Annotated in this window: 19 protein-coding genes; 7 read left to right on the forward strand and 12 right to left on the reverse strand. The window is 52.9% G+C overall.

Annotated elements, in window-relative coordinates; translation table 11 throughout:
- Positions 1–154: 154 nt before the first annotated feature.
- From ACFE7X_RS06635 to ACFE7X_RS06650, 4 genes are all read right to left on the reverse strand, one after another.
- Positions 155–1,696 (reverse strand): glycoside hydrolase family 32 protein, encoded by a 1,542-nt coding sequence (locus tag ACFE7X_RS06635; RefSeq protein ID WP_375434884.1) that lies wholly within the window; start codon positions 1,694–1,696, stop codon positions 155–157.
- A gap of 26 nt (positions 1,697–1,722) precedes the next feature.
- The gene (locus ACFE7X_RS06640; RefSeq protein ID WP_375434885.1) at positions 1,723–2,610 is read right to left on the reverse strand and encodes a carbohydrate kinase; all 888 of its coding nucleotides are present in this window, start codon (positions 2,608–2,610) and stop codon (positions 1,723–1,725) included.
- Positions 2,611–2,716: 106 nt separating this feature from the next.
- Positions 2,717–4,039 carry a sugar porter family MFS transporter gene (locus tag ACFE7X_RS06645; RefSeq protein ID WP_375434886.1) on the reverse strand — a complete coding sequence of 441 codons (1,323 nt, stop codon included), beginning with the start codon at positions 4,037–4,039 and terminating at the stop codon, positions 2,717–2,719.
- Positions 4,040–4,238: 199 nt separating this feature from the next.
- A complete protein-coding gene (locus ACFE7X_RS06650; protein ID WP_375434887.1) occupies positions 4,239–6,965 on the reverse strand; it encodes a substrate-binding domain-containing protein in 2,727 nt (908 codons plus the stop codon).
- Positions 6,966–7,039: 74 nt separating this feature from the next.
- Here ACFE7X_RS06650 and ACFE7X_RS06655 point away from each other — a divergent pair, with 74 nt between their 5' ends.
- Positions 7,040–7,222: a hypothetical protein gene (locus ACFE7X_RS06655; RefSeq protein ID WP_375434888.1), complete on the forward strand. Its 183-nt coding sequence runs from the start codon at positions 7,040–7,042 to the stop codon at positions 7,220–7,222.
- 32 nt (positions 7,223–7,254) lie between these two features.
- On the opposite strand, the gene ACFE7X_RS06660 is transcribed toward ACFE7X_RS06655, so the two are convergent.
- The gene (locus tag ACFE7X_RS06660; protein ID WP_375434889.1) at positions 7,255–10,041 is read right to left on the reverse strand and encodes a PAS domain-containing protein; all 2,787 of its coding nucleotides are present in this window, start codon (positions 10,039–10,041) and stop codon (positions 7,255–7,257) included.
- A 409-nt stretch (positions 10,042–10,450) separates the two neighbouring features.
- On the opposite strand from ACFE7X_RS06660, the gene ACFE7X_RS06665 reads away from it, so the two are divergent.
- On the forward strand, positions 10,451–11,041 hold the full coding sequence (locus ACFE7X_RS06665) for a cupin domain-containing protein (RefSeq protein ID WP_375434890.1): 591 nt from the start codon (positions 10,451–10,453) through the stop codon (positions 11,039–11,041).
- Between the two features lie 313 nt (positions 11,042–11,354).
- Here the strand turns inward: ACFE7X_RS06665 and ACFE7X_RS06670 are convergent, their stop codons facing one another.
- Positions 11,355–12,482 carry a metallophosphoesterase gene (locus ACFE7X_RS06670; RefSeq protein WP_375434891.1) on the reverse strand — a complete coding sequence of 376 codons (1,128 nt, stop codon included), beginning with the start codon at positions 12,480–12,482 and terminating at the stop codon, positions 11,355–11,357.
- Between the two features lie 599 nt (positions 12,483–13,081).
- Here ACFE7X_RS06670 and ACFE7X_RS06675 point away from each other — a divergent pair.
- Positions 13,082–14,797, forward strand: a complete 1,716-nt coding sequence (locus ACFE7X_RS06675) for a CotH kinase family protein (RefSeq protein ID WP_375434892.1) — start codon at positions 13,082–13,084, stop codon at positions 14,795–14,797.
- A gap of 770 nt (positions 14,798–15,567) precedes the next feature.
- Here the strand turns inward: ACFE7X_RS06675 and ACFE7X_RS06680 are convergent.
- Entirely contained in the window at positions 15,568–16,080 is a 513-nt protein-coding gene (locus ACFE7X_RS06680) for a hypothetical protein (RefSeq protein ID WP_375434893.1), read from the reverse strand.
- Positions 16,081–16,153: 73 nt separating this feature from the next.
- Positions 16,154–16,828, reverse strand: coding sequence for an intradiol ring-cleavage dioxygenase (locus ACFE7X_RS06685; protein ID WP_375434894.1), 675 nt, complete (start codon positions 16,826–16,828; stop codon positions 16,154–16,156).
- Positions 16,829–17,168: 340 nt separating this feature from the next.
- Here ACFE7X_RS06685 and ACFE7X_RS06690 point away from each other — a divergent pair, with 340 nt between their 5' ends.
- Positions 17,169–17,387 (forward strand): twin-arginine translocase TatA/TatE family subunit, encoded by a 219-nt coding sequence (locus ACFE7X_RS06690; protein ID WP_375434895.1) that lies wholly within the window; start codon positions 17,169–17,171, stop codon positions 17,385–17,387.
- 255 nt (positions 17,388–17,642) lie between these two features.
- On the opposite strand, the gene ACFE7X_RS06695 is transcribed toward ACFE7X_RS06690, so the two are convergent.
- From ACFE7X_RS06695 to ACFE7X_RS06705, 3 genes are all read right to left on the reverse strand, one after another.
- Positions 17,643–18,374 carry a glycosyltransferase gene (locus ACFE7X_RS06695; protein WP_375434896.1) on the reverse strand — a complete coding sequence of 244 codons (732 nt, stop codon included), beginning with the start codon at positions 18,372–18,374 and terminating at the stop codon, positions 17,643–17,645.
- Between the two features lie 743 nt (positions 18,375–19,117).
- A complete protein-coding gene (locus tag ACFE7X_RS06700) occupies positions 19,118–20,185 on the reverse strand; it encodes an SDR family oxidoreductase (RefSeq protein ID WP_375434897.1) in 1,068 nt (355 codons plus the stop codon).
- 124 nt (positions 20,186–20,309) lie between these two features.
- Entirely contained in the window at positions 20,310–21,206 is an 897-nt protein-coding gene (locus ACFE7X_RS06705; RefSeq protein WP_375434898.1) for a helix-turn-helix domain-containing protein, read from the reverse strand.
- Positions 21,207–21,534: 328 nt separating this feature from the next.
- Here ACFE7X_RS06705 and ACFE7X_RS06710 point away from each other — a divergent pair, with 328 nt between their 5' ends.
- From ACFE7X_RS06710 to ACFE7X_RS06720, 3 genes are all read left to right on the forward strand, one after another.
- Positions 21,535–22,446: a bestrophin family protein gene (locus ACFE7X_RS06710; RefSeq protein ID WP_375434899.1), complete on the forward strand. Its 912-nt coding sequence runs from the start codon at positions 21,535–21,537 to the stop codon at positions 22,444–22,446.
- A 241-nt stretch (positions 22,447–22,687) separates the two neighbouring features.
- On the forward strand, positions 22,688–22,933 hold the full coding sequence (locus ACFE7X_RS06715) for a hypothetical protein (protein ID WP_375434900.1): 246 nt from the start codon (positions 22,688–22,690) through the stop codon (positions 22,931–22,933).
- An 805-nt stretch (positions 22,934–23,738) separates the two neighbouring features.
- On the forward strand, positions 23,739–23,954 hold the full coding sequence (locus tag ACFE7X_RS06720) for a hypothetical protein (protein ID WP_375434901.1): 216 nt from the start codon (positions 23,739–23,741) through the stop codon (positions 23,952–23,954).
- 306 nt (positions 23,955–24,260) lie between these two features.
- Here the strand turns inward: ACFE7X_RS06720 and ACFE7X_RS06725 are convergent.
- Positions 24,261–26,172: alpha-L-arabinofuranosidase C-terminal domain-containing protein (locus ACFE7X_RS06725; RefSeq protein ID WP_375434902.1), on the reverse strand; the 1,912-nt coding region annotated here is incomplete at its 5' end.

Below are 26,172 nucleotides of genomic sequence, written 5' to 3' on the forward strand. Positions count from 1 at the left end.
GAATTTGAAAAATCTCCTAAGTTTAGGCATTCTACCGGAAACGTTTGCGGAAGAAATTATTATGGCGTTCGTTGCCTGACTATAGAGTAACTTGAGAAATAGAAATGCGCAAGCTGCTTGAAGGAGAGAGCACCTGCCTAGCGCCAACGCAGGACTAGGGCACGGTCAGCTCGCTCAGGTTAGTTAGGCGGAGCGCCGTTATTTGCGCTTCCCCATCTTCTGCCGCCAGCGTGATGCGGCCGGTATGCTGCTTCGGGAAAACTAGGTCGGTCAGGGTGGTTTCACCTTGCTGCGCAAATACTTCTACCATCGACTTATCAACCAGCAGCCGCAGTTGTAGCAGCCCGTTTTGCAGCGGCACCCGCGCCGTTTCGAGGCTGCTGGCAAAAGCTGGGTGGAAGCTCACGTTGCCAGACTTCGTGCGGTCCAGCGTTAATTCCTGCCGGGCCACATCGTAGCGGAGCGTAGTGAGTTCGGTTTCGCTTTGGAGCAGGTTCAGCTTCACGGCCTTGGCTTGGCCGGGCTTCAGCGTCAGCTCCAGGTCATACGACTCGCCTTGGAAGGGCACTTCGTAGCTGGCCGCGCCCGGCTTGAGCGTCTGGTTTTTCACGTTGACCACTTCCTTGCCGAAGCGGCGCAGTTCGGGTACGGGCTGCTGCACCAGCGTCAGCCCCTGCGCGGTGCGGCGCAAACTCAGTTCTCGAGGTACTGCAAAGCTGCCGCGCCACTGGTTGCCGGTCGGCACGTCGGGTGCGTAGGCCCAATCGTTCACCCATCCAACCAGAATACGCCGGTTATCGGGCGCGTTGTTGAACGTGACGCCGGCAAAGAAATCCTTGCCGAAGTCCAGGTAAGCGGGTTCGTCGTAAGCTTGGCCGGGCGTGAACGTTTTGCCATCGAACCCTCCCAGAAAGTACTGCTGCCCCCGAAACTGCTCGGTGGGGTTGCTGGCCGAAATCAGCAGCACCCACTTCGTGCCGCCCCCCGGCACGGGCAACTCGAACAGGTCGGGGCATTCCCATTCCCGCACCGTGTTGCCGGCCCGGCCCCAGCGGCTCAGAAACGTCCATTGCTTCAGGTTTTTCGACTCGTAGAGGTACACCTGCTGGCGGTCGGCCTTCACGGTGGCCATCACCCACTTCTGTTGGGGCGCGTACCAGAACACCTTGGGGTCACGAAACTCCTTGCTGTTGATGTCCAGCACCGGATTGCCAGCGTAGCGCTGCCAAGTAAGGCCCCCGTCCAGACTGGTAGCCAGGTTCTGATGCTGCCGCAGTACCACGCCCCCCCGCTCCACGTGGCCGGTATAGAAAGCGACCAGGCCATCGGTTTTACCGGCTGGAAACAGGCTCGACGTGTTGTCTTTATCGAGCACGGCGCTGCCCGAAAAAATCATGGTATTGCTCCCGTCCGGGCTTTTGTACTCGGTGAGGGCGACCGGCTTGTGGTTCCAGTGCAGCAAATCGGAGCTAGAGGCGTGGCCCCAACTCAGGTGACCGGGCTTGGCGCTGAACGGATTGTACTGATAGAAAAGCTGGTACTGCCCGTTGACGTAAATCAGCCCGTTCGCGTCGTTGATCCAGTTTTTGGGCGCCGTGAAATGATACACTGGCCGGTACGGGTCCGCCGAAGGAACCTGGGCAAGGCTCCTGAAAGCACCAAGTAGGGCTAGTAAAGTGAGGAAAGCTATTTTCATGCGGGTGGGAAGCAGACGAAGAGCAATTAGAGAGAAGAAGCAGAGGTAGCCAGGGCCGACACTTGCGCGGCAGTGATGGCCGGCGTTGCGCCCTGATAGGTTGCCACCAGCGAGCCAGCCACGCAAGCAAAGGCCAAATTCTGCTCGGGCGGCTCTTCCGCTAGCCAGCCTCGGAGCAGGGCAGCCAGAAAAGCGTCGCCGCTGCCAATGGTGTCTTGCACCTGCACCGCAATGCCGGGGCTGCTGTAATGCTGCTGGCCCACTCGTAGTGCGGCCCCGTCGGCTCCTTTCGTGACGCACACCGCTTGCAGCTGAAAGCGGTCAGTTAGCCAGCGCAGGGCCGTTTCTTCGTCGGAGCTAACGCCGAACCACCCCATGATTTCAGTTAATTCGTGGTGGTTCATTTTCACTAAGTCACTGTGCTGCAAGAGGTAGGTTACCACTTCGCGGGTGTAGTGCGGGGGGCGCATGTTCACGTCGAAGACCTTGAAACGGGCGTGTTCCAGCAGCCGGTAAAGCGTTTCGCGCGAGGGGGCTTGGCGAGCAGCCAAGCTGCCAAAAACGAAGGCATCGGCGGTTTCCACTAGTTCAGCTAGGGCAGCATCGTACCGGATATAGTCCCAGGCCACTGGCTTCACTATCTGGTAGGTTACCTCTTTGCTGTCACTCACGTTGGCTTTCACTACTCCCGTTAGGTGCGTTTCTCCCCGCTGCACGAAGTGGGTGTCAAGACCGGTGGACTCAACAAAAGCAACCAACTCGCTGCCCAGGTCGTCGTGGCCCACGCGGCTAATGAGGTGCGCATCCAAGCCAAAGTTGTGCAGGTGCACCGCCACATTAAGGGGTGCTCCACCGGGCTGCTTGCCCGTTGGTAGCACATCCCACAGCATTTCTCCGAAGCAAGCAATAGCCATAGGGTGAGTGATGAAATGGTGAGGATAAACTAGTGAGTAGGGAAGGGAAGTTGGCGCTATACTAGAATAAGCTGAACAGCAAATTCTCCGTCTCCCTTACTCACCGCTAATGCATGATCAAAACCTTGTCTACTTGTTCGAGACTGGTGTTTTTGGTTTCGGGCATGAAGCGCCACACAAAAACCAGTTGCAGCACCATCATAGCGCAGAAAAACGCGAAGGTGTGGCCGCCGCCCAGTTGCTCGGCGAAGTAGGGAAAGGTGAAAGCAATGACCGTGGCCATCACCCAGTGCGTAGACGAGCCCAGCGCCTGGCCCTTGGCGCGCACGGCATTCGGGAAAATCTCGGAAATAAACACCCAGATGACGGCCCCTTGCGAGAAAGCAAAAAAGGCGATGTACACGAACAGCAAAACCGGTACGGTATACCCCGTAAACTGCTCGCTGTAAAAAGCCCGCGCCACCAACCCCAGGGTAAGAATCAGCCCCACCGAGCCTACAAACATGAGCGTGCGGCGCCCAAACCGGTCGATTACGTTCACGCCGAGCAGCGTGAACACGAAGTTGATCAGCCCAATACCTGCCGACGAAAGCAGCGCCGCCCCCTGGCCTAGCCCTGTCATTTCGAAGATGCGCGGAGCGTAGTAGATGATAGCATTGATGCCGGATACTTGGTTGAAAAAGGCAAAGGCAATGGCCAGCAACACGGGCGTGCGGTACTGCGCTGCCCAAAGCGACTCGTTTTGCTGCCCGGTCTTGGATTGGGAAGTCAGGATGGCGGCTACATCGGCATCAACTGTGTTAGGGTCAATGATGCGCAGTACTTCCCGGCCTTCTTCTACACGACCGTGTAGCAGCAGCCAGCGAGGACTTTCTGGCACGCGCAGCAAGAATAGTAGGAACGCCACCGCGGGCACGGCCTGCACCCCCAGCATCAGACGCCACGAGTGTTCCCCTACGTTGGCTAAGAGGTAGTTAGACAAGTAAGCGACTAAAATGCCGAAGACAATGTTGAACTGAAACAAGCCTACCAACTTGCCCCGCGAACGAGCCGGCGAAATTTCTGATATATAAAGCGGAGCTGTCACCGAAGAGGCCCCAACGCCTAACCCGCCCAGAAAGCGAAACACCATAAAAGGTATCCAGGCCGGAGCCAGCGCGGCCCCAACCGCCGACACTAAATAAAGCACCGCAATCCAGCGCAACGTCTGCCGCCGTCCGATTCGGTCCGACGGGATACCGCCGAACATGGCTCCCAACACCGTACCGATAAGGGCAATAGAAATGGTGAAGCCATGCTCGAAGGCGCTTAAGTGCCAGAGTTGCTGGATGGCCTTTTCAGCTCCCGAAATCACGGCCGTATCGAATCCAAATAGGAAGCCTCCAAGGGCCGTAACGATAGACCAGAAGAGCACTTTGCGCTGAACCATGGGCGGCGTTCTTGAAACGTTTGCCCAAACCTCCGCTTAATCCCTTACAGGACCTTGCTCGTTTCTTTCAAATTCTTACAGGATTCTTACAATTCCGTCCTGGTGAAATAAAATATTGATAATCAGATTATTATAAAATAACAAACGTTTGTTGTAGCTGCGCTATCACCAATAATCTTACACGACTTACAAAATTTCATCACTGCTGGGTAGGGGTATGCAAGGCTTTGAATTCGGAGGGGGATACTTGGTATCGGCTTTTAAAGAGGGTCGCAAAGTAGGAAGGCGACGAGAAGCCCGTTTGGTAAGCAACTTGCGCAATAGCGCTGCCATCTTGCAGCAGCAACAGCCGCGCTTTGGTGAGCCGCAGGCTCTGAATGTAGTCGATGACGCCCGTACCTAACAGGGCCTTGACTTTGCGGTAAAGCTGCATCTGCGATACACCGAGGCTGCGGGCAATGTCATCAACATTCAGGGAGGGTCGGTCGAGGTTGGCTTCGATAATAGCAGTGAGGTCAGCCAGGAATTTCTGGTCGACTCGTTGCGGCGCTACAGTGGCCGTGTTTACACTCAGCTCACGGCGGAAGTGCTCGCGCTGCTGGTCGCGGTTGCGCAGCAGCGTGCGTAAACTCTCTAGCAAGAAGGCTGGGTTGAAGGGCTTAGTCAGGTAGAGGTCGGCGCCGGCTTGCACACCCTCAATCTGCTGCTCGGGCGCATCGCGGGCGGTAAGGAGCACCAGCGGAATATGCGACGTGCGCCAGTCGCCCTTGAGGCCGGCGGCCACTTCCAAGCCACTGAGTTCGGGCAGATTCACGTCGCATATAATTACGTCGGGGATATTTTCTCCGGCTAACCGCAGCCCCGTCGCCCCATCCGTGGCCGTACTTACTTGGAAGTGTGCCTGGAGCTTCTGCACCAAGAAGTTGCGCACCTCGTCATGATCTTCGATAACAAGGACTGTGGCGTCGGTACGCGCAGGCAGGGCTTGTTTGACTGGCTCGTTGAGTTCATCATCAGGTAAGAAAGCGAGGGGAGTGGTAGGGCCCCATCCTGGTTCGGCCTCGAGGAAGGCAGCTGGTTTAGCCAGGGGAAGTGTCACATCGAAAGTGCTACCCTGCCCGGGCTGGCTCCGGAAAGTAAGCTTGCCTTCGTGCAGCCGGGTCAGGCCTTCGGCAAGAGCCAACCCGAGACCCGAACCATTAGCTGATGGATGGCTGCCTTGGTAGAACCACTCCAGAATATGCGGCTGATCTGCTTCGGCAATTCCCCGGCCGGTGTCTTCCACGCTTACTCGCACGGTATCGGCGGTTGCCCGTTGGATGCTCACTTTAATCTGGCCGCCATCAGGCGTGTACTTGAAAGCATTCGACAAAAGATTGAAAAATACTTTGTCGAGAATGTCGCCGTCGAACCACAGGTTGATGACCGGCTCAGCCGGCAAAAACCGGAACGTGATGTTGCGCTTGTGCGCCGTTTTTTCAAACACGTCCATTATTTCTCGCACGAAGCTCACTAGGTTGCCTTCGGTAGCGCGCACGGCCATCTTACCCACGTCAATCTTACGAAAATCGAGTAGTTGGTTGACCAGTTGCAGTAGGCGCTGCGTATTGCGGCGCATGAGTTGCAGATCGTGCCGCTGGCCCGCTGTCAAGTCGGCCGGGCTGCTAAGCAAGTCCTCTAAGGGACCCAGGATAAGAGTGAGAGGGGTGCGGAGTTCGTGGGAGAAGTTGGTGAAAAAGCGCAGCTTGGCTTCCGAGGAGCGGCGGGCTTCATCGGCTAATCTCTCGATCTGGTTGCGTTGGGTGAGAATCTCGGCATTCTGTTGTTCCAAGGTTCGCCGAATGCGTCGATTGAGGCGCAACGAGCGCCACGTCAGGGCTCCCAGTACTACCGCTCCCAACAGGCTGGCCAGTAATAAGTAAACCGCAGTTTTCTGACTGGCGTAGCGACGCATCTGCTCTTGCAACCGCAACTGCTGCTGCTGAATATCTTGCCGTTGGGCCGCGAGCTGCTCGGTCTGGGTGCGGATGGTACTCACGTTGGTTGAATCAACCACCATAGTGCCCAGCACATTCTCCTTGGTATAAGGTTCGTGACGCAGAATGCGCAATGCTGTACGAATGGCCTCTTCTCCACCAGTAGGGTAGAGAAGGGTTGCATTCAGTGCGCCATCCTCCACCAGCTGCAAGCCATTGCCCGGCCCCGGCAAGCCATCCACCCCAATAATACGCACGCGTTTGGTTAAGCCTAGCTGTTGCAGCACTTGATGCGCCGCCCGAGCCATGGGGTCGTTGTGAGCGAAGATGAGGTTGATATCGGGCTGCGAACGCAGCAAACTGGGTAGCTGCTGGAGCACCGGGGCGGCTCGCCAATTTCCCTCTAGCTGGGCCACGAGTTGCAGCTGCGGATAGTGAGCCAGCGCCTCGCGAAAACCCTGCGTGCGGTCGGTGGCAGGCGATGAGCCAGGGGTGCCCAAAATCTCTAGTATTCGGCCGCGTTGATGGAGTAATTGGGCCGCGTAATGCCCAGCCGTGCGGCCTACTTCCAGGTTGTTGCCCCCAACGTAGGCCGTGTAAGAGCGAGAAGCCGTGCGCCGGTCAATGATAACCACCGGAATACCCTGGTTGTAGGCCGCCTCCGTTAGTGCTGTTAAAGGCCCCGATTGATTGGGCGAAATGATTAGCAGATCAACCCGCTGACGAATCAATTCCTGCACTTGTTTTCGTTGCAGGTCGCTGTCATTGTGCGCGTCCAGCATCCGAAACTGCACGTTCGGGTGGAAGCTTAGCTCCTTTTGCATACCTGCCAGCATCCCGCGCCGCCAAGCATCATCGGTGGTGCACTGCGAAAAGCCAATGCGGTATTCGCGCTTCTGTTCTACCGGGGCACAACTGTCTAGCTCCACTACTAGTAGAAGCAGAAACAAATGCCGGTGTAATTGGAGCTTCAGAAAGTCAGAGGCTTAGTGAAATGAATAGGGGTGCAGACCAACTTTCGATCTTGCCACCCATTGACCAAGGTACGCTCGATACGCTTTACAATGTACAAACATTAGTGTATTCAAAGCTTGAAGGCAACTCGTTCAAGCACTTGTTTCTGGGCAAGATAGTGGTTCGCGAATCACTCTGGTTGGTGCTGCTCAACATGCGCGTGTCCGAATGCATGGATAATTTAACTGCTTAGCTTACAAAAGGCGTACTGTTTGTTGGTAGGCTTCAGACAGAGTCGGGCGAGGGTCGGGTGAGCTTCAACAATATCTGGCACAGTTCCGCTTCTTCAAACGGCTTGTTCACACAGGCATCCATGCCAGCGGCAAGGTAACTGATGCGGTCCGCTTCGAAGGCATTGGCAGTTAAGGCAATAAGGGGCAGGCGGGCTCGCGCCGGATCAGAATGCTGGCGCAGGGCCATCGTAACTTCCACTCCGCTCAACCCGGGCATCCGTATGTCGAGCAGTGCCGCGTCGTAGCTTTTAGTAGTCAGGGCCGTTAGGGCATCGATTCCGTTGCTTACTGTCTCTAGCTGCACCCCCCAATGCTCGAGCACCACGGTGGCAATCCACTGGTTAACGGCATTGTCTTCGGCGAGCAGCACCCGCAAGCCCCGCAGCCCTTCATAGCTTTCCGGGGTCGGGTCGGCCGGCGTTTCCAAGGCTGCTTCCTCGGCCAGCGGCAGCGTAAGAGTAAAGGAAAAGATTGAGCCTTGATTGAGCGAGCTACATACCTGCAACGTGCCGCCCATATGGCGAACCAACTGCTCGCTGATGGACAGACCCAGGCCCGTACCACCAAACTGGTGACTAGTTGCGGCAGTAGCTTGGCTGAAAACTTCGAAAATGCCTTCTTGCTGCGCCGGCGCGATGCCCACACCCGTATCCTTAACCCAAAAGCGGAGTGATACAGTAGCAGGCGTCTCGCTCACCAAGGCTGCCCCCAACTGAACCTGGCCGTGCTCGGTGAATTTAAGCGCATTGCCCAGTAAGTTGAGTAGCACCTGATGCAGGCGATACGCGTCGCCGAGCACGCGTGATGAAGGTTGTGCAACCGGTTCTACCAACAAGAGAAGACCTTTCTGAGTGGCCAGAGCTGCTACCGTTTGAGCAGCTCCTTGCAGTACCCCGTTCACGTCGAAGGCCGCTTGGGTTAGTTGCAGATGCTGGGTGGTAATCTTTGCCAGATCAAGAATATCGTTGACTAGCGCGAGCAGATGCTGCCCGGCCTGTTGCATGGTAGTCAGATAGTCTTGCTGAAGCGTGGAAAGCGGCGTTTTCTCCAGCAAATTTGCCATGCCCAGCACGCCATTCAGCGGCGTCCGGATTTCGTGACTCATGCGAGAGAGAAATGCCTCTTTCGCCCGGGCATTCTCTTCTGCCTGCTGCTGCGCTTGCTTGAGGGCGGTGATGTCGGTGCTCACTACGAGCACCTCTACGCGCCCGTTTGTGTGTTGCAACGGGCGCATGTGCACTTGAAGGTAGCAGATTTCACCTGTGTCGAGTGTCAAAGGCAGTTCCGTAGTCAAGGGCTGCTCGGTGGCTAGTACTTGGTTGCGCCAAGCTCGAATCTGCTGCACCTGCTTCTCGACTTCCAAACTTTTTGGTGCTGCATACACGTGTTGGCTGCGAACAGCCAGCGCGTCAAAAGCCGCGTTGCGAAACGTAACGATGTGCTCAGCGTCGGCAACGTACACGATGGTCGGCAACGAATCCACAATCAAACGGATGAACTGCTGCTGCTCTCGCACCAGTTCGTCGCTTTGGCGTTGACGCTCTTCGGCTTGCTTACGTGCAGTCAAATCAATGCCCGATGCAATAAGCCGCCGGATTTTGCCATCTGCTTCCACAATAGGCCGCAGTTGATACAAAACCGAATACTGCCCTGGACCTTTGTAAAAGGTTTCTTCCCAGCTCACTTCCCGTTGCTCGCGCAGCGCCTGGTTGAAAAAATGCCGTCGGCGTGCGATAAGTGCCGGGGGGCGCTGGCGGTAGTGACCCGCTTCTTCGTTGGTTTTGCCCACCATCCAGGCCCGTATCGTGGGGTCAGATTCTATTTCGGGATTGACGAACAAGTAGCGAAATTCGGTATCAACGACGGCCACCGCCATCGGCACTTGAAAGAGCGTGTTTTCATAGAAGAGGCGCTCTTCGGCGAGCTGCTGTTCTACTTGTTGGCGCGCCGTTACATCGGTTAAGTAGAGCGTAGCATAGGATTCGTCGGGCACGGCCACGGCCGTAAATAGGTAGTGATGTTCTGCTACTGTTAGCTCCTGCTGATGCTGGTCGCTGGTGCCTAACACCCGCTGCACCAGCGCAAGCAAGCGCGACCGTAATCCCCCCGACCCGTTTGGTGCGTCGTCTGCTAGGGCCCGTAATAGGGGATTAGCGGCGGGATTAGCATAAATCACCTCTCCGGTGGCTGAGAGGCGCACAATAGGGTTGGGGTTCTGCTCTGGAATGTAGGAGAGAGTGCGCATTTGCGCTTCGCGCAGGTGCCGCTCGGTTACGTCGCGGTAGCAAATCAAGCGCCCGACTTGTTCTTGCTCGAGTACCAGATAATCGAGCTCAACAACCCGCTCATCCGCCAACACAAATTCTTGATTGAGAGCTGTATTTCCTGCTTGGTGCAAGGCCCGGGCCCGCCTACCGAACTCAAGTGGGTCTTGGAAAGCTTCATCGATGTAAACCGTATTAGGTGGAATAGGAGGATACACGTCGGCAACTGTATCCTCTGAGGCCAAGCCAAACAGGTTGCGAAAATAAGAATTGACCAACTGGATTTTGCCTGCCGGGTCTACCAGCAGCAAACCCACGGGCAAGTTTTCCACTAGTGCCGCCAACTGCGTTAAATAGCGCTCCGCTTTGGTAGTTGCGTCGGCCAACTGCTGTTCCAACTTAGCAATCCGGGCCTCGGCAACTGCCAAAGCGCTTTCCGCTGGTTGGTGCGGCATCTGCTCGGCAGCTAAGCGGGCAGCTTCTTCTTTACGAGGACAAGGCGAATCAGCAGGCATAATTAATACATGTATTTAGCACGCAGAAAAGCTTACTAGTAAACTCGACAGTCTCTAGTTCATGCTTGCCCGAATTCGAAACAAGCTGACCGGCTTCAAGCTAAATTAATGCAGTTTAAGCTTAGGTTACGGACGAGAAGTGTTCGGCAAGTTATAACTGTTGAGGTTGCAGCGTCTGCCTCGTGGAGTCCTGATTTCCCGGAGTAATGGGGGCACTCTGTTTAAATCACTGTCAATTGCTTAGGTAAATTATTGATCTTGCCCTCAATACCGCTACCGTAACAACCAAGCAAATACACTCAACTATACTAGGCATACCTCCGTGGGAAGGACTTTAAGAGGCAAGTAGCCTTCGTTGACTATCGAAGAACAACCCGCTTTCAGTACTTCTTGTATTAACCACGCTCCAATGAATCGAAAAAAGTTTCTGCGCCTGAGTGGCGCTTCTACGCTCGGTATAATAGCCTCCTCCCCGTTGGTAGGGGGCATGGCCGCGCCCTCCCCTGAAACGTACGTTTTCTCCGACGATGGACACATTCCCAACAGTCGGTATCCTCTATTGGTGTACCGCAGGGCATTCACGGCTGTGGGCTTGGCAGGAGCTATTTGGCTTGAAAAGCATTTTGCCGCCAATAAGTGGTTGAATTCCTGGCGCAACGGCGTTTTTCCTTATCACCACTATCACAGCACCTCTCACGAAGTGCTAGGCGTATACAGTGGCGTGGCCTTGTTACACTTGGGCGGCGAAAAGGGCAAGCCGATGCGCGTAGCAGCGGGCGATATTTTGGTGATTCCAGCCGGTGTAGGACACAAAAAGCTTGAAGCGTCCGAAGATTTCGGTGTGGTAGGTGCCTATCCAGACGGGCGCTCCTACGATGTATTGCGAGGAGAAGAGGGGGAGCGGCCCGGCGCCGACCAACGTATTGCCGTCTTGCCCCGTCCCACCCTTGACCCCTTAACTGGTCGTCAGGGCGGCGTACAGCAATACTGGCGTGCATAAGCCCTCAACTAGTTTTTGCCACCTCTTAGAGCATGCTTCAACGACGATGCGTAAGCTTTATAGTAACAAGCGAGTGGTGTTAACTGCTGGCCGTGGTTGAACGCTTCAAGGTGATTTGCCGCCGGATATGCTTTAGGCTTACCTGCATGAATTGCAAATCCATCCTACCGAGTGAAAATTGCGCACAACGATAGAAGTGGAATCCCTGCGGATCAAAAGTGGAAAGGCTACGTTGTGCAAACTAGGCACTCTTACTTTTGAAAGGAAAAATTTTAAAGTCAGCTCTTCCTATTATTTATCTATTTACAAGTACCTAGAGGATTACTGCCCGCATTGTCTGGGTGAAATTGTTGGTTTGCAGCTGCACATAATATAAACCCGCTGACAATGTGTTGCGCCGCCAGGTAAGTTGGTGCTGTCCGGCTTGCAATACACCTTGGTATAGACTTGTTACTTCCTGACCAAGTGCGTTATAAACCCGAAGATCCACTCTTGCGGGGCTAGGCAGCGAAAATGCAACTCTTGTGGCGTCCTCAAACGGATTGGGCATAATTGGATAAAGGTTCGGTACTGGACTCAACGGATGGTGCAGCACGTAAGTGTCTTGCAGCACTCGGCGCCGGGTGTAAAATTGCAAAGTCAGACTATCAGGAGTGGCTTGCAAAAGCATAGCTCCATAATCTGCGTTGTAAACGACCTGACTTTCAGGTAGCCGAGTTGGGTTGATCCGGTAGACACTGCGGCCTCCCAAACCATTTACAATGTATGGCAATTCGTCAACCACCAGTCGTTCGTAATGGTGGTCGTGGCCAGCTAATACCAAGGAGGCTCCCCACTCGCGAAAGGGCCATTGCAAAGCGCGCGTACTACCGTGCGCACCCGACGAATACGGGGCATGATGCAGATAGACAACTTTCCAACGCGCTTTAGAGGCAGCTAGCCTGGCTTGTAGCCACTGCGCTTGCGACGAATTGACTTTGACTCCATCCGGCTCGGCTGGGTCACTATCGAGAGCAAAGAAGTGAACATCACCTCGCACAAATTCATAGTAGCGGCCATTGCCTGGCAACGTAAAATAGTCGCGGTATGCTTCCCCATTGCGAGTGTAATAGTCGTGGTTGCCTAGGGAAGGGAAAAAGCGGTTTGTAGAAGCACTGGGACCGTAATGACCTTTATAGTTATAGATATAAGCATGATAGTACTGACCGATATTTTGGTCAATAGTAGTGGAGTCGCCTACATCGTAATTATTGTCGCCCAGGGTGATGATAAACTCGGGGTCCCAGCTTTTCACTAACTGTGCTACATCCCGCTCGGCAGGTCCCGCGAAGCCATAATCCCCAATGGCAGCAAAGCGCTGACCGTAGCATAAACTCGCTGTAAGCCATAAGTGCAATACAAAAGCCAGACGGTACATGCCCTGGGGAAAAGAATAAAGCATTGGACTGATTTTATGGGGGATAGTATTGATTAAAGAATATTTCTCAAATATAAGCAGAATCAAATTTTTATATCTTAATTCGCAGAATTATTCAATGTATTCTACAAAGCATATTTGATCCAACGCAATGAAAATGGCTTTAAGTTCTGCTTTTCTAAACAAATATTCCACTGGATGCTTGAATATAGATGTTTAAGCTTCATCCTATGCAGCTACTTGCTATTTAAGAATCTGTAGAGCTTAAAGACTGTACTATAAAATTTATATTTCCCTTTCCGTTTGTGTCTAATGGATCTGACAAAATAATCTTGTTAAGATTCAATTTTGTGTTTCAGTCCAATAGATTGATGAATTCATTTTGCTCCGGACCAACATTTTGCTTGGTTTCCTAATCGAAAGTCTTAACTGCTAACTCAATCACCTCGGAAGCACGCTTTCCGCAACATTCAGTAAACCAGTTTGGTGTGCCTTAGCAAGACTCAGAGCAACATCTTGTTCATTAAGTAATAAATGAAAAGCAAGCATTACCGCATTGCGATAAGTGTACTGGCATTTCATCGTTCATAAAATTTCAACACCAAAACTAAGCATAACACAGTATGTATAATAAAAATACTGCAAAATACATTTCTATTTTATTATTGTTGCTGTTATCAACAATAATAAAGGCGACTGCAGGCGATACGCTTGCTATTGCTTCGCATTTCTATCACATTGATCACAAAAAAAATATTATTATAGTTAACCAAGAAACAGGTGTGCTTAATACTCGCTATAACAGCATTAAAAGCCACATTCTCTTGGATCACCTATATGAATTTAATCAACCCTCTCGGCAAGTTTATACTGATTCTTCCTACCAAGTTTTATTAACTGATTCTGCTTATACTTTATATTTCACTCAGCTGCCAATTATTCACATAAATACCACCCACGAGGTAGAAGATACCCCGAGTGTATATGCGCAGTTTATGATGGTAGAGGGGAGCGGATTAATTACGCAATCCAATATTGGAATTGAGCTAAGAGGGGCTCTTTCACAAAGCTTTCCTAAAAAATCATACGAACTCAGCTTCTGGAATGACACTGTCGGTGCTGTTGATCGGGATGTTACACTTTTGAATATGAGAGAGGACAACAAGTGGAATTTGCAAGCCTTGTATAACGAGCCTCTACGTATAAATAGCAAAGTAGCCAACGAACTCTGGTTGGACATTCATGAACTATATTATAAAGCGCAGGAACCAACCGCCAAGAACGGTATAACTATGACCTATGTAGAACTCTTCGTGAATGAAGAATACAGAGGAATTTATGCACTGAGTGAAAGGATAGACCGAAAGCAATTAAAACTTAAAAAGTATAATAACGGTATTAAGGGAGAGTTATATAAAGGGTATGATTGGGGAGGGGCTGTCACCTTCACTAGTCTGCCTCCTTTCACTAATACCAGCTCAATATGGGGCGGTTTTGAGTACAAGCATCCAGAAGAGGAAGTTAATTGGACCAGCTTATACAATTTTGTGGATTTCGTTAAGAATAGTAGTAATCAAAATTTTTATAGCAGTTACCAGCAGAAGTTTAATCTTAATAATGCGGTTGATTATTACATTTTTCTGAACTTATTGCGTGCAATAGATAATACAGGCAAGAACATATATATTGCAAAATACAAAACTGGTGACCCTTATTATTATGTTCCTTGGGATTTAGATGGTGTATTCGGTAATGATTGGCAAGGCTATAATATGGATATCACAAATGATATTCTTTCTAATGGATTTTATGATCGTTTAATTCAAGATTGTTCTCCTGGCGGTTTCCGAGCAAAGCTAATCGAGCGTTGGGCTGAATTAAGAGTTAGTATCATTACAGAAGATAATATTTTCGCAAAATTCCGTGCAAATAGTAATTACCTTTTGCATAATAAAGCCTACGAGCGAGAGCATATTGCGTGGAATACTTATGCAATTGATACGGCTCAATTCACTTATATTAACACTTGGGTTAAAAATAGACTAAACTATTTGGACGTTGCTTTCACCCAACAGTGTACCCTACTTAGCTCCACTTCAGCCAAACAGGAAACTAGGTTGAGGCTATATCCAAATCCAACAAGTGATTATTTGTTTATTGAATCTGACTCACTGCCATTTGAGTTATGCATTCAGGATATGCAAGGTAAAACAGTTCTGAAGACCAGCATAAAAGGCAATTTAAATAAGGTTGATCTTTGCCTCATAGCAAAAGGTATCTACATAATAACCCTGAAAAACAGCAGGTCTGTAGAAACAAAAAGATTGCAAATCAATTGATTAAAGGCTAGCCACAATAATTGAAGTCAACGTGGTGTTTTGGCACAGTCGGAAGTGGGTCTCAAGCAGTCAAGCAATGCCGCATGACACGGCCCCTCCTAGCTGAGAGCGGAAAGTTTCACTCAGCAGAATCATCAAGATGTCATTAGGTATACTCGTGCCCTCGAATTTGTGGTTGGCACCGTTTTGTCGAAGCACTAGCTTTGGCGACTCAGGCTGCACGCTCGGTGTGCTCAGCAGGCGCTAGCGGGCAGTTACTTAAGGCTAGCGCCTTCAATTAGTAGGATAGAACTATGCCAAGCATCTTATGGCACGCGCGATACTTGGCACAGGTTGTAATGGCTATGTATTTCGACCCGTTTGAAAACAGAATTTAGTTGTCTGTTGTCTGTACCTGCGCGACTGTTAGTAACTAAGCATTGTTGCTCTAGAAACCATGTCATAGTGGCTCCTACAGCTCCTATAGGACGAGTGACGAGTCAATGGGCGGGGCTGAACCGTAAGGGATAGGAGATAAAGCCACACACGTATGGCAATAGATGTCATGGCTTACATGCCGCACGTTTTCAGTTGCAAGTACAGAAGCCTTATATCTTACAATTGGTGAATTGAACGGTTGATTAATTAGCAGATATTACGCGGAGTCCCAACTTATAAGCGAACGGTTGCTCTTATTCCATAGCAGTGCTTGCGTTCAGCCGGTAGGGTCTTTTGACTTACGAGGGGAGCAAACCACAAACCAGCACTGAATACATCTAGCGCAGCTTGCTTTAGGCTCCGGAGTACAAGGAATGAATGGAAACGAAGGGTTGCAGTTGAAACAGATGAGTCAACGTTTCGCCCGTAGGCTCAGGCATAGCAGCTTTTTCTGATACCAATAAGTAAGGGGCAATAGTCTCGTGCCATATAAGCGGCTCAGAGTAAAAGTTGATAGCCACTTGGTGCCGTGACTGGTCAAGCAGGTCGGAATTGATAATCTCGAACTGAAACTTGGAGAAAGGCAGAAAGTGTCGGCCCTGGTTGTTGAGCACTTCCGGCACCAAACCGCCTAACTGCGGCAGATACCCGCGCACCGCGGCACTCACCAGAAAATGCAGCTGCTCGGCCCCCGGCGCGTACTGCATTAGTTCTCCGAACGTGCGGTATTGCCGCTGCTGGTTGAAGTACTGTGCTTGCAGTCGGAACTCGGCATATGTGTCGTTGAATACCAACTTATCCCAGGGACGGGTGGTGCTGGCATCGATAACTTTACGATAGCTGACAGTGATAATTCGCTCGGCCATGATCAGAAAATAAGACACTAAAGAAGAGTCTTCAGCGTCTTTGCCTACGGAAATAAAGAATAATTCAGCTCTTTTAGGCGGCTACGCCGAGCGAAATAGTTAGCTCAAAACCGGCCGTAGTGCTGCCCGTCACGGTGGCCAATTCTTGCGTTACCCCGTCGCTAAAGACGTTGTCGGTGGCGTTGGTGGTGTAGCCGCTCATGCCCTTGGCGTAGCCATTGACAGCAGCCACAGCCGAGCCGGTGCCCTCGGGGAAAGCAATCTGCGTGACTTTCAGTGATGTGCCATTGGCATTATAGATGTGCACGTGAATGTGAGTGGCCCGCCCGGAATACCAGCCGGGGAAGATGGTGGTAAATGTGACTTGCCCGTTGGTATCGGTGGTCTGGCGGCCGCGCAGAAAGTGCACGCTCTGATAGTTAGTGGATTGCATGCCCGTGCCACCATATTCGGAATAGTTGCCTTCGGCGTCGCAGTGCCAGATATCAACCAGCGCTCCGGTCAGGGCCGCACAATTGCTGTTGGTATTCGTAATGGTTAGCTTGGCCGTCATTTTGTGGCCCGATTTTCCGTCCGTGATGTCGCTGCGCACGTATGAAGCGGGCGCTTTCGTGGGGAAGGGCCCCTCCGTTTCGGTAGGCGCCACGGTGCAACTGCCGGAGGTGCCTGTGCCGGTTGTGCCAGTGCTCGTCGTGGGCGTTATAACCTCGGATTCCTTGTCGCAAGAGAGCAATACGGGGGCAGACACGGTGCCCAGTAACAGGGTTCTCAGAAAGTGTTTGCGTTCCATGTTGGCTTGTAAGAACTGGTAGTAAGTGAAGTGGTAAGCAAAGTTGTCTGCTGCCATCCACACCTGCCAACGAAATCGATGAGTAAGGTCCGTGAATCGACAGATACGTCTTGTGACTCCGTTTTCCCGTGCAAGTGATAAGCGACATAGCTCGCTAGAAATCAGATCAAAAAATAAGTCGTTGATTTTTAAGTAAATACAAGCAATTACTCGGTGAAATAGATCGGTTAAATCGAGTCTTATAAAACTAGGAACGGAGATAGTCGGGAAAACCAGATCTGTCATCGATTTCCAAGCAATGAACACCTTTGCCGGGTGGTGTTTTTGCTGGTACCTCACTACAACACCCCGTTCTTTACTTTTTTACAACGATGCAACAGCCTCTGCTGCTTTTCTCGGCGACCTTGGTGGTGGCGGGATGATGCTTGTACTAGGTGTTGTAATTTTCTTTGGTGTCAAGCATATTTCAGCGTTGGCGCATGGGCTAGGCAGAGGCCTCCGTGAGTTCATTTATTAGCGCCCCCGGGCTCTACCTGCCTGTTCCATCTTTCTTTAGGTGGGATGGATTTAGGTGCGAGTGAAACGCCTCGACTGTGTTATCTTGCTTTAGAAGTCTCGGAATTTACGAAGCCAGCGTGTTGGCTGCGAACGAATTCCTCCTGGTCGCAGTGAAACAAAACTGATTTCACCGCACGCAATATTCTTCAATTTTATAAAGCTAGATGTCTTACTCCGCTTCGTGAGGATACGGAAGTCGTTATGGCAAGCATCTTTAAGCCTGCTCTTGGTTTATATAGTCGAGAATAGATTCCACTTGTTGGCTTTGCTCAACTGGGGCGAAGTGAAAGCGAGCGTGGGCAACTGCCCGTTCCGCAAATAAGCGGGACTTCGCGGGAGCCGATAAGGCAATAAAGAGCTGTTTCGCGCAGGTAGCAACATCATGCGCCCTGAAAAAACGGGCAGTATGACCATGCAACAATAGGTCGGCGGCATCGGGGGTATGAGCACTAACCAATGGGCAGCCTGAGGCCATGGCCTCAAGCACCGACAGGCAGTTGGCATCTTGTGTATCGGGAAGGAGCAGCACGTCCAAGGAGGAATAAAGCAAATAGGGGGTGTCCGTATGATGGAGGGGCCGTAGGTGCAACCGAAAGCTTAGGTGCAGTTGCTGGGCTAATTCTCGCAGTGCGGCCCACCGCTCCGGTTTAGGTGGGGTAGCTGGCCCACCCACCACCACCAACTCAGCTTCCGAGTTGTGCTCCTGTTGCAGGCGGTACAACACCTCCAGAGCAAAGGTGGGGCCGTTGCCGCCGCAATCAAGTACTCCAATTAGCAAGGAAGCAGCCGGCAAATCCAGCAGGTGGCGGCTCTCTTCGCGAGAGCAGATAGTGGTATTGTTGGTGAAGTAAGGCGGCAGCGCTGGGGAACCACCCAAAGCTGGCGCCCGTCCAGAGCAGTGCTCGTCAGCATCTGCTGCCCAAGGCGGGAAAGTGGCGCGAGCCACGCATCAACGGCCCGCAGTTGCCAATTCCGCCACCAGCGCCGCGGCCAACTGCACGGGTCAAGCGGCTCCAACTGGCGGTGCAGCAGGCGTAGGTTGCCTAGCTGTCGGCATTTTACCAGTACGGCCACGTTTAGGTCTTGCTCTCGGATGATAAGCAGTAAGCTAATAGTTTGCTGCCGAAGCCACCGGCCGAGCTGGATGGCAACTCGGCCCTGAGTTATAGATGCCGCTCCGGGGAAGGAAACGCAGGAAAGTTTCTGTGCTTGAGTTTGTTGCTGTAAGTGCGAGCCTTCGAGCACTACGAGAGTGACGGCCCGGCCCTTTTGGTGCAGCTGCATGGCCAACCACAGCGTTTGCTGCTCTAGCCCCCGCCAATCTGGCGAGAAGCACAGTATGGCAAGGGCTCCTCTGCCAGTCGGTGCATTCTCTAAAGTAGCGAGTATTTCAGGCGTAGAAAAAGGAACTATAGAAGAAAGGGTTAAGTACCAAGAGGTTAAACCTAACTTCCGTTTGCGGCTCCGTTAACTTACAGTCGACCACAAAGGTAAACACCCAGTCCACGACCCGTTATTTACCTTTGGTTGAAGAGGTAACTAACGGCCTTCATTCTCGCATCCTGCTTTCGCGTCAAGTACTTGCTCTCGTACAAACTCTTGGGCTGCCAATTAAAGGCAAGAGCCTCTAAGCTAGCTTTTCGGCACCCGTCGGCGCCCTCTTGTCCGAAGCTGCCGGACGCTAGCTATTTACGGAATTAGTCGGTCAGCCCGCAGTTGCGCAAACAGGTCGAAGAACGATTCCTCGGTGCGCTGGTATACAGTAAAGCCCAGTTGGCGGCTTTTCGACATGTCCGTCATCACCTCAATTGGCCGGCCCAAGTCCAAGTCGGTGTGCCAGGGCGAAGCAAGCTGGCTTAAATCGGCAACGGCCAAGTGGTGCCGGGCGGCAAGGTCGTGCCATGCATCGGCAGCGCCGGCTAGCTCGGCTTCCAACGGATGCACGATGCCATCGAAGCCCACCCATTCAACTCCGAACCAAGCAGCCAGCTGCGGCCACAACCAGCTCCAACGAAAATAGTCGCCATTGGTGATGTTAAATGCCTGATTGCGCGCTGCTTCGGTTGTGGCGGCCCACGCTAGTTGCTTGGCAAGCACCCGGGCATCGGTCACGTCGGAAAGCCCGTGCCACTGTGCCGCCGAGCCGGGCCAGCGAAAAGGTTGGCCGGTTTCCTTGCAGAGGCTGGCGTACACGGCCAATGTAGTGCCCATATTCATGAGGTTGCCCACCGCCTGACCGATAATGGTGTGCGGGCGGTGAATGCTCCAGCTAAAATGGTCGCGGGCGGCGGCGGCAAATACTTCGTCTTCTTGGGCGTAGTAAAAATTCTCGAGGTCGAGCCGGGGCTGTTCTTCCCGCAGTGGGGTAGGGGGGAGCGAGCCGCCCCGCGCGTAGGCGTCGAACGGCCCGAGGTAATGCTTAAGACCCGTAACCAGGGCCACATGCTGCATCGAGTGCTTAGGGGACAAGGCCGAAAGCAAGTTGCGCACCATGCCCCCGTTCACGCGAATGTTCTCGGCTTCGGTTTCTTGGCGCATCCAGCTGGTCAGAAAGACGTGCGTGGGCGTCACGTCGGTTAGGGCGGTTTGCAGGTGTTCGGGCCGAAGCAAGTCAGCGGCCACCGGGCGCAAACCTGCCAAATCGGTTTTCGGGCTTCGGGCTAGGCCGTACGTGGTCCAGCCATTGGCCAGCAGCTCCCGGGCCAGGTTGCTGCCGACAATGCCGCTGGCACCCACAATTAAAGCAATTCTATCCATGATAATGTATACGCAAAAGCAAAACCAACGCCACGAGCGGCCATTGTTGGACAACTCCCCTCGCGGAAATTCACCGGCAAAGCTAGAAGTCCTGCCCGCTACCTGCCTCGTACAAAGCGCCGAACTATTTGTACCCTGTAAACTGCATTCGGTAAGCGGAGGGAGCCTGCCCGACTGCTTGCTTGAACCAACGGGAAAAGTGGGCCAGATCGTAGAAAGCGAGTTGATAGGCAATGTCGCTGATGGGCAATTGCGTGCCAGTCAGCAACACCTTGGCTTCCGTCGTTACCTTCTCCTTGAGCAGGTGGGCCGCTCCTTTGCCGGTGGCTTTGCGGCACAGGGCGCTTAAGTATTTGGCATCTACGCAGAGTGCCTCCGCATAGGCATCCAACGCCAGCGCGGGCTCGTGGGCCGCCAAGCGGGCTTCCACTAACTGCAAAAACTGCTGCACCACCGGAACCGCCGCCGAGCCTGCGGCAGCCGATGGCTCCCAGTTGCGGATGTCGGCCAGGAGCAGGCGCAGGTAAAGGCGGGCTTTTTCCAGGTGCGCTTGCTGGGTATATAACTGCTCGCCGCTCTGCTGCAATGCGGCATATTCAACTGGGGTGCAGACGTGGTATACGTAAGGCGCGCCGCCGGCCAGCACGGCCTGAAGCTGGTAGCCCGGCAGCAGGCCCACGTTATAAAAATCAGAGGAGAAAAAGCAATAGAGCCCCGTCTGAGGACCTTCTTGTAGGTGCCAGCTCAGTGCCGTATTCGGCTTTACGAGCAGGACGGACTGCGGGGCCACGGTGATGGTTGTCTCGTTGAGAGTGAATGTGCCCCCACCTTCCCCGAACAACGAGAGCTTGTAAAAGGCGCGTCGGTGCAGTTCGATGTGCTGGCGACAAGTGGCAAACCGTTCCTCGCGCCGATACACCACAAGTTGTTCCAACGCCTCCGTCGGCAGCTTAAACGAAGCAGACTCCGTTGTTTGGGGATAGGCATTGAAGCCAAAAGTAGGTAACAGGGGAAGTGCCATTGCCTACTAACCATCCAAATCAGGTAATAGTTGAGCGAACCTTAACCATCATGATGCCTGTGTAGGAGCCGTGCAACCTGGATTGAAGCGGCCACTATAAAGCTGTGAAACTTCCTTTCCGTTTCCGCAGCTTGTTTTTAACGCAACACTAATCTGCTTCTAACTTTCCTTTAATTCTATCAGGCAAGTCCTTCTCTACTTTTGTTAGTTACTGTTCCCCGCGCTGCCGGCAGGTTGTCGATTCTCGGGAACGGCCGGCATTTGCCGACCTATACTTGCTGCCAACCACGCAAGCGTGTGCGTTTTCCGGCAACTCAACCACTACCTTATGCTGCTTGAAACCAAATTGCCAATTCAGTACATTTTTACGCGCATTCTGCCCGATATTCTCCGGGTACTGATGATTTCCATCGTGTTTCAGCTACTGAAAAAGTATTTCGCCGCGGATTTGCCCCCCATTCCGCTGCAATTGCCGACTATTCTGGGCAGCTCGATTTCTTTGTTGCTGGCCTTCAAAATCGGCCAGTCCTATGACCGGTGGTGGGAAGCGCGCAAGCTTTGGGGAGCCATTGTGAATGATTCGCGCACGCTGGTGCTGCAAATCAAGAGCTTTGTGCGAAAGGATTTTCTTTCATTGCCCGCAGAGGACTCTCCCCTCAAAGCTATTGCTTACCGTCAGATAGCGTGGTGCTACGTCTTGGGCGAATCATTACGTGGGCTCGATCCGACCGCGACGCTGGAAAAGTACCTGCCCGAGCCGGAGCTGTTGTATTTGCGGCCCCAAAACAACAAGGCGCTGGCCCTGCTAGCCCTGCACGCCGAGCAAATAAAAACCTTGCATGAGCAGGAAGCCCTCAATACGTTTCAGCAGGTGCAACTCGATTCCACGTTGGTGCGCCTCTGCGATTCGATGGGCGGGGCCGAACGCATCAAGAACACTGTGTTTCCAGTTACCTACCGATTGCTGTTGCACTTCTTTATCTACTTGTTTCTGCTTACGCTTTCGTTGGGCTTGGTGGAAACCATTGGGCTCTGGGAAATTCCGGTGCTGTTAGCAATTGCTTCCACTTTCTTTCTGCTCGAACGCACAGCCCGTTACCTGCAAGATCCCTTCAACAACTATCCCACCGATACCCCAGTCACGGCTATCGCCCGCACTGTGGACATCAACCTGAAGCAGCTCTTGCAGGAAGCGCAGGTGCCTGCCCCGCTTGTTGCCCAGCAATTTTATGTGATGTAACGGCTGAATGCTACGCTAAATAGCCAGTGAGACATCGGGACTAAAGGCTACTCTTCGGCCGTTGGAGCAGTGAGCGGAAACTGCCTTTTAGCCTACGCTCGGGTTTGTTGGACCTTGTTCCTTTCGTTGATTTTCGGGGTTGATGCCGTGGTAATTAATGTAGAAGTCGGGCTTTAAAAGTGATTGACTTTGGGCGGGTAATTGGGTAGATTAGTTATCCCACTCTACCCCACTCTTTGCCATGTTTAAAGCCAAGCTTACCCACGCCAACAGCAATGTTGATGCTGTCAGAAACCGTGTGCTTATCAAGGCCGATAATGACCTGCTCGTTCGCTTCGAAGCCAAGCTAAGAGGGGTGAACTGCCCCGTCCATGGTACCTCGCCCGAAATAAGGTTGAGCAAGGAAAAAAGCGGCTACTCGGTCGAGTTAGTCAACGACTGCTGCCTGAAATTCACGGCCTTATGCGCAGAAAAGCTGAAGAGCTAATTTCCAGGAAGTCGTTTACGTTGGTGCAACTAGACACCGGCTGTTAGCTGCCTAAAGCAGGCGACAACGGTCGTCTCAGGCAACGGCTGCATCCCACAGCCTGACGGTTAGCTGGGAAAGATAGCCGTTGCCACCCGTAGGCACTTGGGCTTACTGCTCTGTTGGCCAAATACTGGCGGAAGCGCCGACCCTGAATACAGTACGCAGGCCGTTACTGTAGGCGTCAACCGGAAAGCAGCGCTTGCTCGCGTCATGGCTTAGCTGTGTCGCGCTGGTAGCCGTGTTGTTTCCGCTTTGGCAGACTAGGAGGGAATAACGGGCTGAAAGCTTCTTTGTCGGCCCCCGCGCCACAATGGTCAAACGCTTGCCCGTTCCCACGTCCCATCAGCGGTCCAGTTAGTGGAGCAGTACAGCGTAAGCCAAGGTCTGAAGCCAGTTGATACGCTATGCCATATGCCTCCGTTCTGGAGCACGCAGCGAAGGCTATTGGTCCCATCTTCCGCAAGGAATGATGGCATGAGGCATCAAGGCGAGGTACTACCCCGTTCCTTCCCGCTTAAGCACCGATGAGCAACAGGCCCTAAAAATCTTGGCCTGATTAAACCTATGGCTGTAATTATCATCCTACACTTGAACCACAAAAAGCTTGGTGTCCAGTAACCAGTGGCCCATGCGTTGTTCACGGCTTATAGGTCCTGATTTGAATTACCGCACAGTGCCCTGCGGGGGCACTTAAACTGCGCAAAACAGGTGTCGATTCTTGGGTGCTCTTACTTCTACTTTTCGGTGCTTTTCAGAATGTATTATGGCTATTACTTTAGAATCATTTAGCCGGCTTCCGGTACCCGAGCAATTTTACCTAGTGCTCCGCCACGGTAACTTTCAAGCTCTGCGTTTCGAGGAAACCTATGCCGTGACGCACTACTTACTCTACAATTTCTGCGCTGATTTGTACTACAGCGGGCAAACTGACCTGCCCGAGCGTGTCCAAGTGCTAGTGTTCGATGACTACCTTCGGTAGATGGTCGTAGAAAGAAAGTAGCCGTTGCCTTGCTAAGGCGAGTAGGTGTTATCGCCGACCCTAAGTGCCGCCCCGGTTGCACCATGATTTGGTTGGGGCCCGCTGGCTTACTCAATGGGCCGTGTGCGGCGAATGCGCCCGCGGTCCACCGAATAAGCTACGGCGTGCAGCTCGGTGCCTGTCATAACAGCGCGTGCCATAACGGCCATCCTGCCGCTTAGTAGTCTGGCGGATTGCCTTCTGCCAGGCTGGCTCCAGGGCTGGATTAGGCCGCTGACGCCAAGCGTAGTACGCACTAGCCTGTTTCTACTTCCTGGCTTGTATCTGTATGACGCTTACGGAGTAAGGGTCAAGTGTCCTGGTGAAACGGGGGCCTACCCGGTTGATTTTCGAAGTGGTTGGAATAATCTTTTTAGGCTCCGTAATGGTATTTGTATCCTCTGGCTTGGCGCCTTTGAGCACAACCAACGTGGCATTCGACGCCACGTTCGTGACGCCCTCTAAGCTGATAGCAACCGGTTGTTTTTTCGCTGTTGTGTTGACGATTTTGAGGTAAACTGCTCCTGTTTTTCCGTCCTGCGTAGCGGCATAAAACAAGGTGGGGATGGGCTTCGGGGTGGTGCCTTCCACACTGTCTCGCTTGGTGAGCGGTCGGTTGTGGGTCGGGATGTTTGCTCCCGTCATGGGCACGATTTCGCTGCCCAGGTAATCACTAAACATTTTCTGTACGTGATACGAGGGGGAGCCATAGCTGGTCAGCGCATCGTACCCAATCAAGTCCGAATCCCACTGCCAGGCTTTTTTGGCGGTAGCGGTAGCCGTATTGACGTTGACAAACAATGGGGCGTAACACGACATGATAATGAGGTCGGAATTACGTTCCATGCCGGTCATCCAAGCGGCGTCGCCCAGGGCGGCATTTAAGTTGGTGGTGGGTACCCCCTCTCGCGTGGCCCATTCCCCAACAAATATCTTCGGTCCGGTGCGGTCGTATTTGTCGTACTGCGACGCATTTTGCCACATATCCCAGGCGCTGCGGTAGTAGTGCTCATCCAGTACTTCCGGCTTTTTGCCGCTGGTTACTTTCTGGTTGGGAAATTGCGCATCGGCTATCGTTGAGATGCAATGCAGCTGCGGGTACTTGGCTTCGATAGCCTGCCGGAACTGCGTAAATCGACCATCGTAACTGTTGCTGCGGTCAAACCAGTCTTCGTTGCCAATCTCGACATACGTCAGCTTGAACGGGGCCGGATGACCATCGGCTGCGCGTTTGGCGCCCCAATAGGTGGTTGCATCCCCTATCACGTATTCAATTTCATTCAGCGCGTCTTCCACGTGGGGCTTCAGCAGCGGCCCTGCGTCAATATGATCCCCGTCCAGGGAATAGCCGGCGTACACGCCCAATACGGGCTCGGCCTTGATATCTTCGCACCACAGTAAAAACTCAAGCAGCCCCATCCCATCGGAGGCGCGGTACCCCCAGGAGCCGCGGTGCCCCGGCCGGCTTTCCAACGGACCCAGGGTTGTTTTCCAGGGAAAGGCATCCGTAAGCAGGGGGCCTTCCAGGTAGTTGCCGCCCGGAAAGCGCAAGAACTTGGGCTTCAGGTCCACCATCATTTTCATTAGATCCGGGCGGTTGCCATTCGGCCGGTTGTTGTAGGTGGGCGGAAACAACGAAACGAGGTTGAAATAATAGTGTCCCGTGCGGTCGGTAGAAACAACAAACCGGGCATCTTTCGTGGGTTTCACGTTGGCACCGGTGGTTAGCGTTAGGTCGTACTTCTTCCAGAGTATACTTTTTTCAAGGTTGATGATTCCGGACGCGTATACTGTTTTGCCGTCCTTGCTCTCGATGGTTACTTTGAGCGGGCCCGCGGTGTTGTTTTCAAGGACGGGCTCGGCAGGCGGGGTGGGCCGTCCGGGGCGGGCCCGGGGCGGCGGAATACTACCTGTTCCTTTGAGGTAGAGAGAAGCTTTATAGGTGGTGGCGGGCTGAACAGGGATGCCCCAGAACCCTTCATTTGCGACGCCTACTCGGCCGTCGGCTTTCTCAACCGTGAGGCGTAAGCAGGTGGTTAGCGCCTCGTTGATGGCATGCCGGCGTTCAGCATAAGGAACGTTATCCTGGGTGGCGGCCATCAACTTGATAGCCGCTTTCGAATCGGTATTCTCCTGTACCAAACTCCAGCCTTCGGGCGTGGTCGGGTTATCTTTGAAG

It is taken from the genome of uncultured Hymenobacter sp., from assembly GCF_964242765.1.
GTDB lineage: Bacteria > Bacteroidota > Bacteroidia > Cytophagales > Hymenobacteraceae > Hymenobacter.

Bases quoted from the DNA above. Each gene is read 5' to 3' on its own strand.
- ACFE7X_RS06710 (WP_375434899.1), top strand. From the start codon at position 21,535: ATGCTGCTTGAAACCAAATTGCCAATTCAGTACATTTTTACGCGCATT.
- ACFE7X_RS06680 (WP_375434893.1), bottom strand. From the start codon at position 16,080: ATGGCCGAGCGAATTATCACTGTCAGCTATCGTAAAGTTATCGATGCC.
- ACFE7X_RS06665 (WP_375434890.1), top strand. From the start codon at position 10,451: ATGAATCGAAAAAAGTTTCTGCGCCTGAGTGGCGCTTCTACGCTCGGT.
- ACFE7X_RS06635 (WP_375434884.1), bottom strand. From the start codon at position 1,696: ATGAAAATAGCTTTCCTCACTTTACTAGCCCTACTTGGTGCTTTCAGG.
- ACFE7X_RS06690 (WP_375434895.1), top strand. From the start codon at position 17,169: ATGAACACCTTTGCCGGGTGGTGTTTTTGCTGGTACCTCACTACAACA.
- ACFE7X_RS06715 (WP_375434900.1), top strand. From the start codon at position 22,688: ATGTTTAAAGCCAAGCTTACCCACGCCAACAGCAATGTTGATGCTGTC.
- ACFE7X_RS06670 (WP_375434891.1), bottom strand. From the start codon at position 12,482: ATGCTTTATTCTTTTCCCCAGGGCATGTACCGTCTGGCTTTTGTATTG.
- ACFE7X_RS06705 (WP_375434898.1), bottom strand. From the start codon at position 21,206: ATGGCACTTCCCCTGTTACCTACTTTTGGCTTCAATGCCTATCCCCAA.
- ACFE7X_RS06675 (WP_375434892.1), top strand. From the start codon at position 13,082: ATGTATAATAAAAATACTGCAAAATACATTTCTATTTTATTATTGTTG.
- ACFE7X_RS06700 (WP_375434897.1), bottom strand. From the start codon at position 20,185: ATGGATAGAATTGCTTTAATTGTGGGTGCCAGCGGCATTGTCGGCAGC.
- ACFE7X_RS06660 (WP_375434889.1), bottom strand. From the start codon at position 10,041: ATGCCTGCTGATTCGCCTTGTCCTCGTAAAGAAGAAGCTGCCCGCTTA.
- ACFE7X_RS06645 (WP_375434886.1), bottom strand. From the start codon at position 4,039: ATGGTTCAGCGCAAAGTGCTCTTCTGGTCTATCGTTACGGCCCTTGGA.
- ACFE7X_RS06640 (WP_375434885.1), bottom strand. From the start codon at position 2,610: ATGGCTATTGCTTGCTTCGGAGAAATGCTGTGGGATGTGCTACCAACG.
- ACFE7X_RS06720 (WP_375434901.1), top strand. From the start codon at position 23,739: ATGGCTATTACTTTAGAATCATTTAGCCGGCTTCCGGTACCCGAGCAA.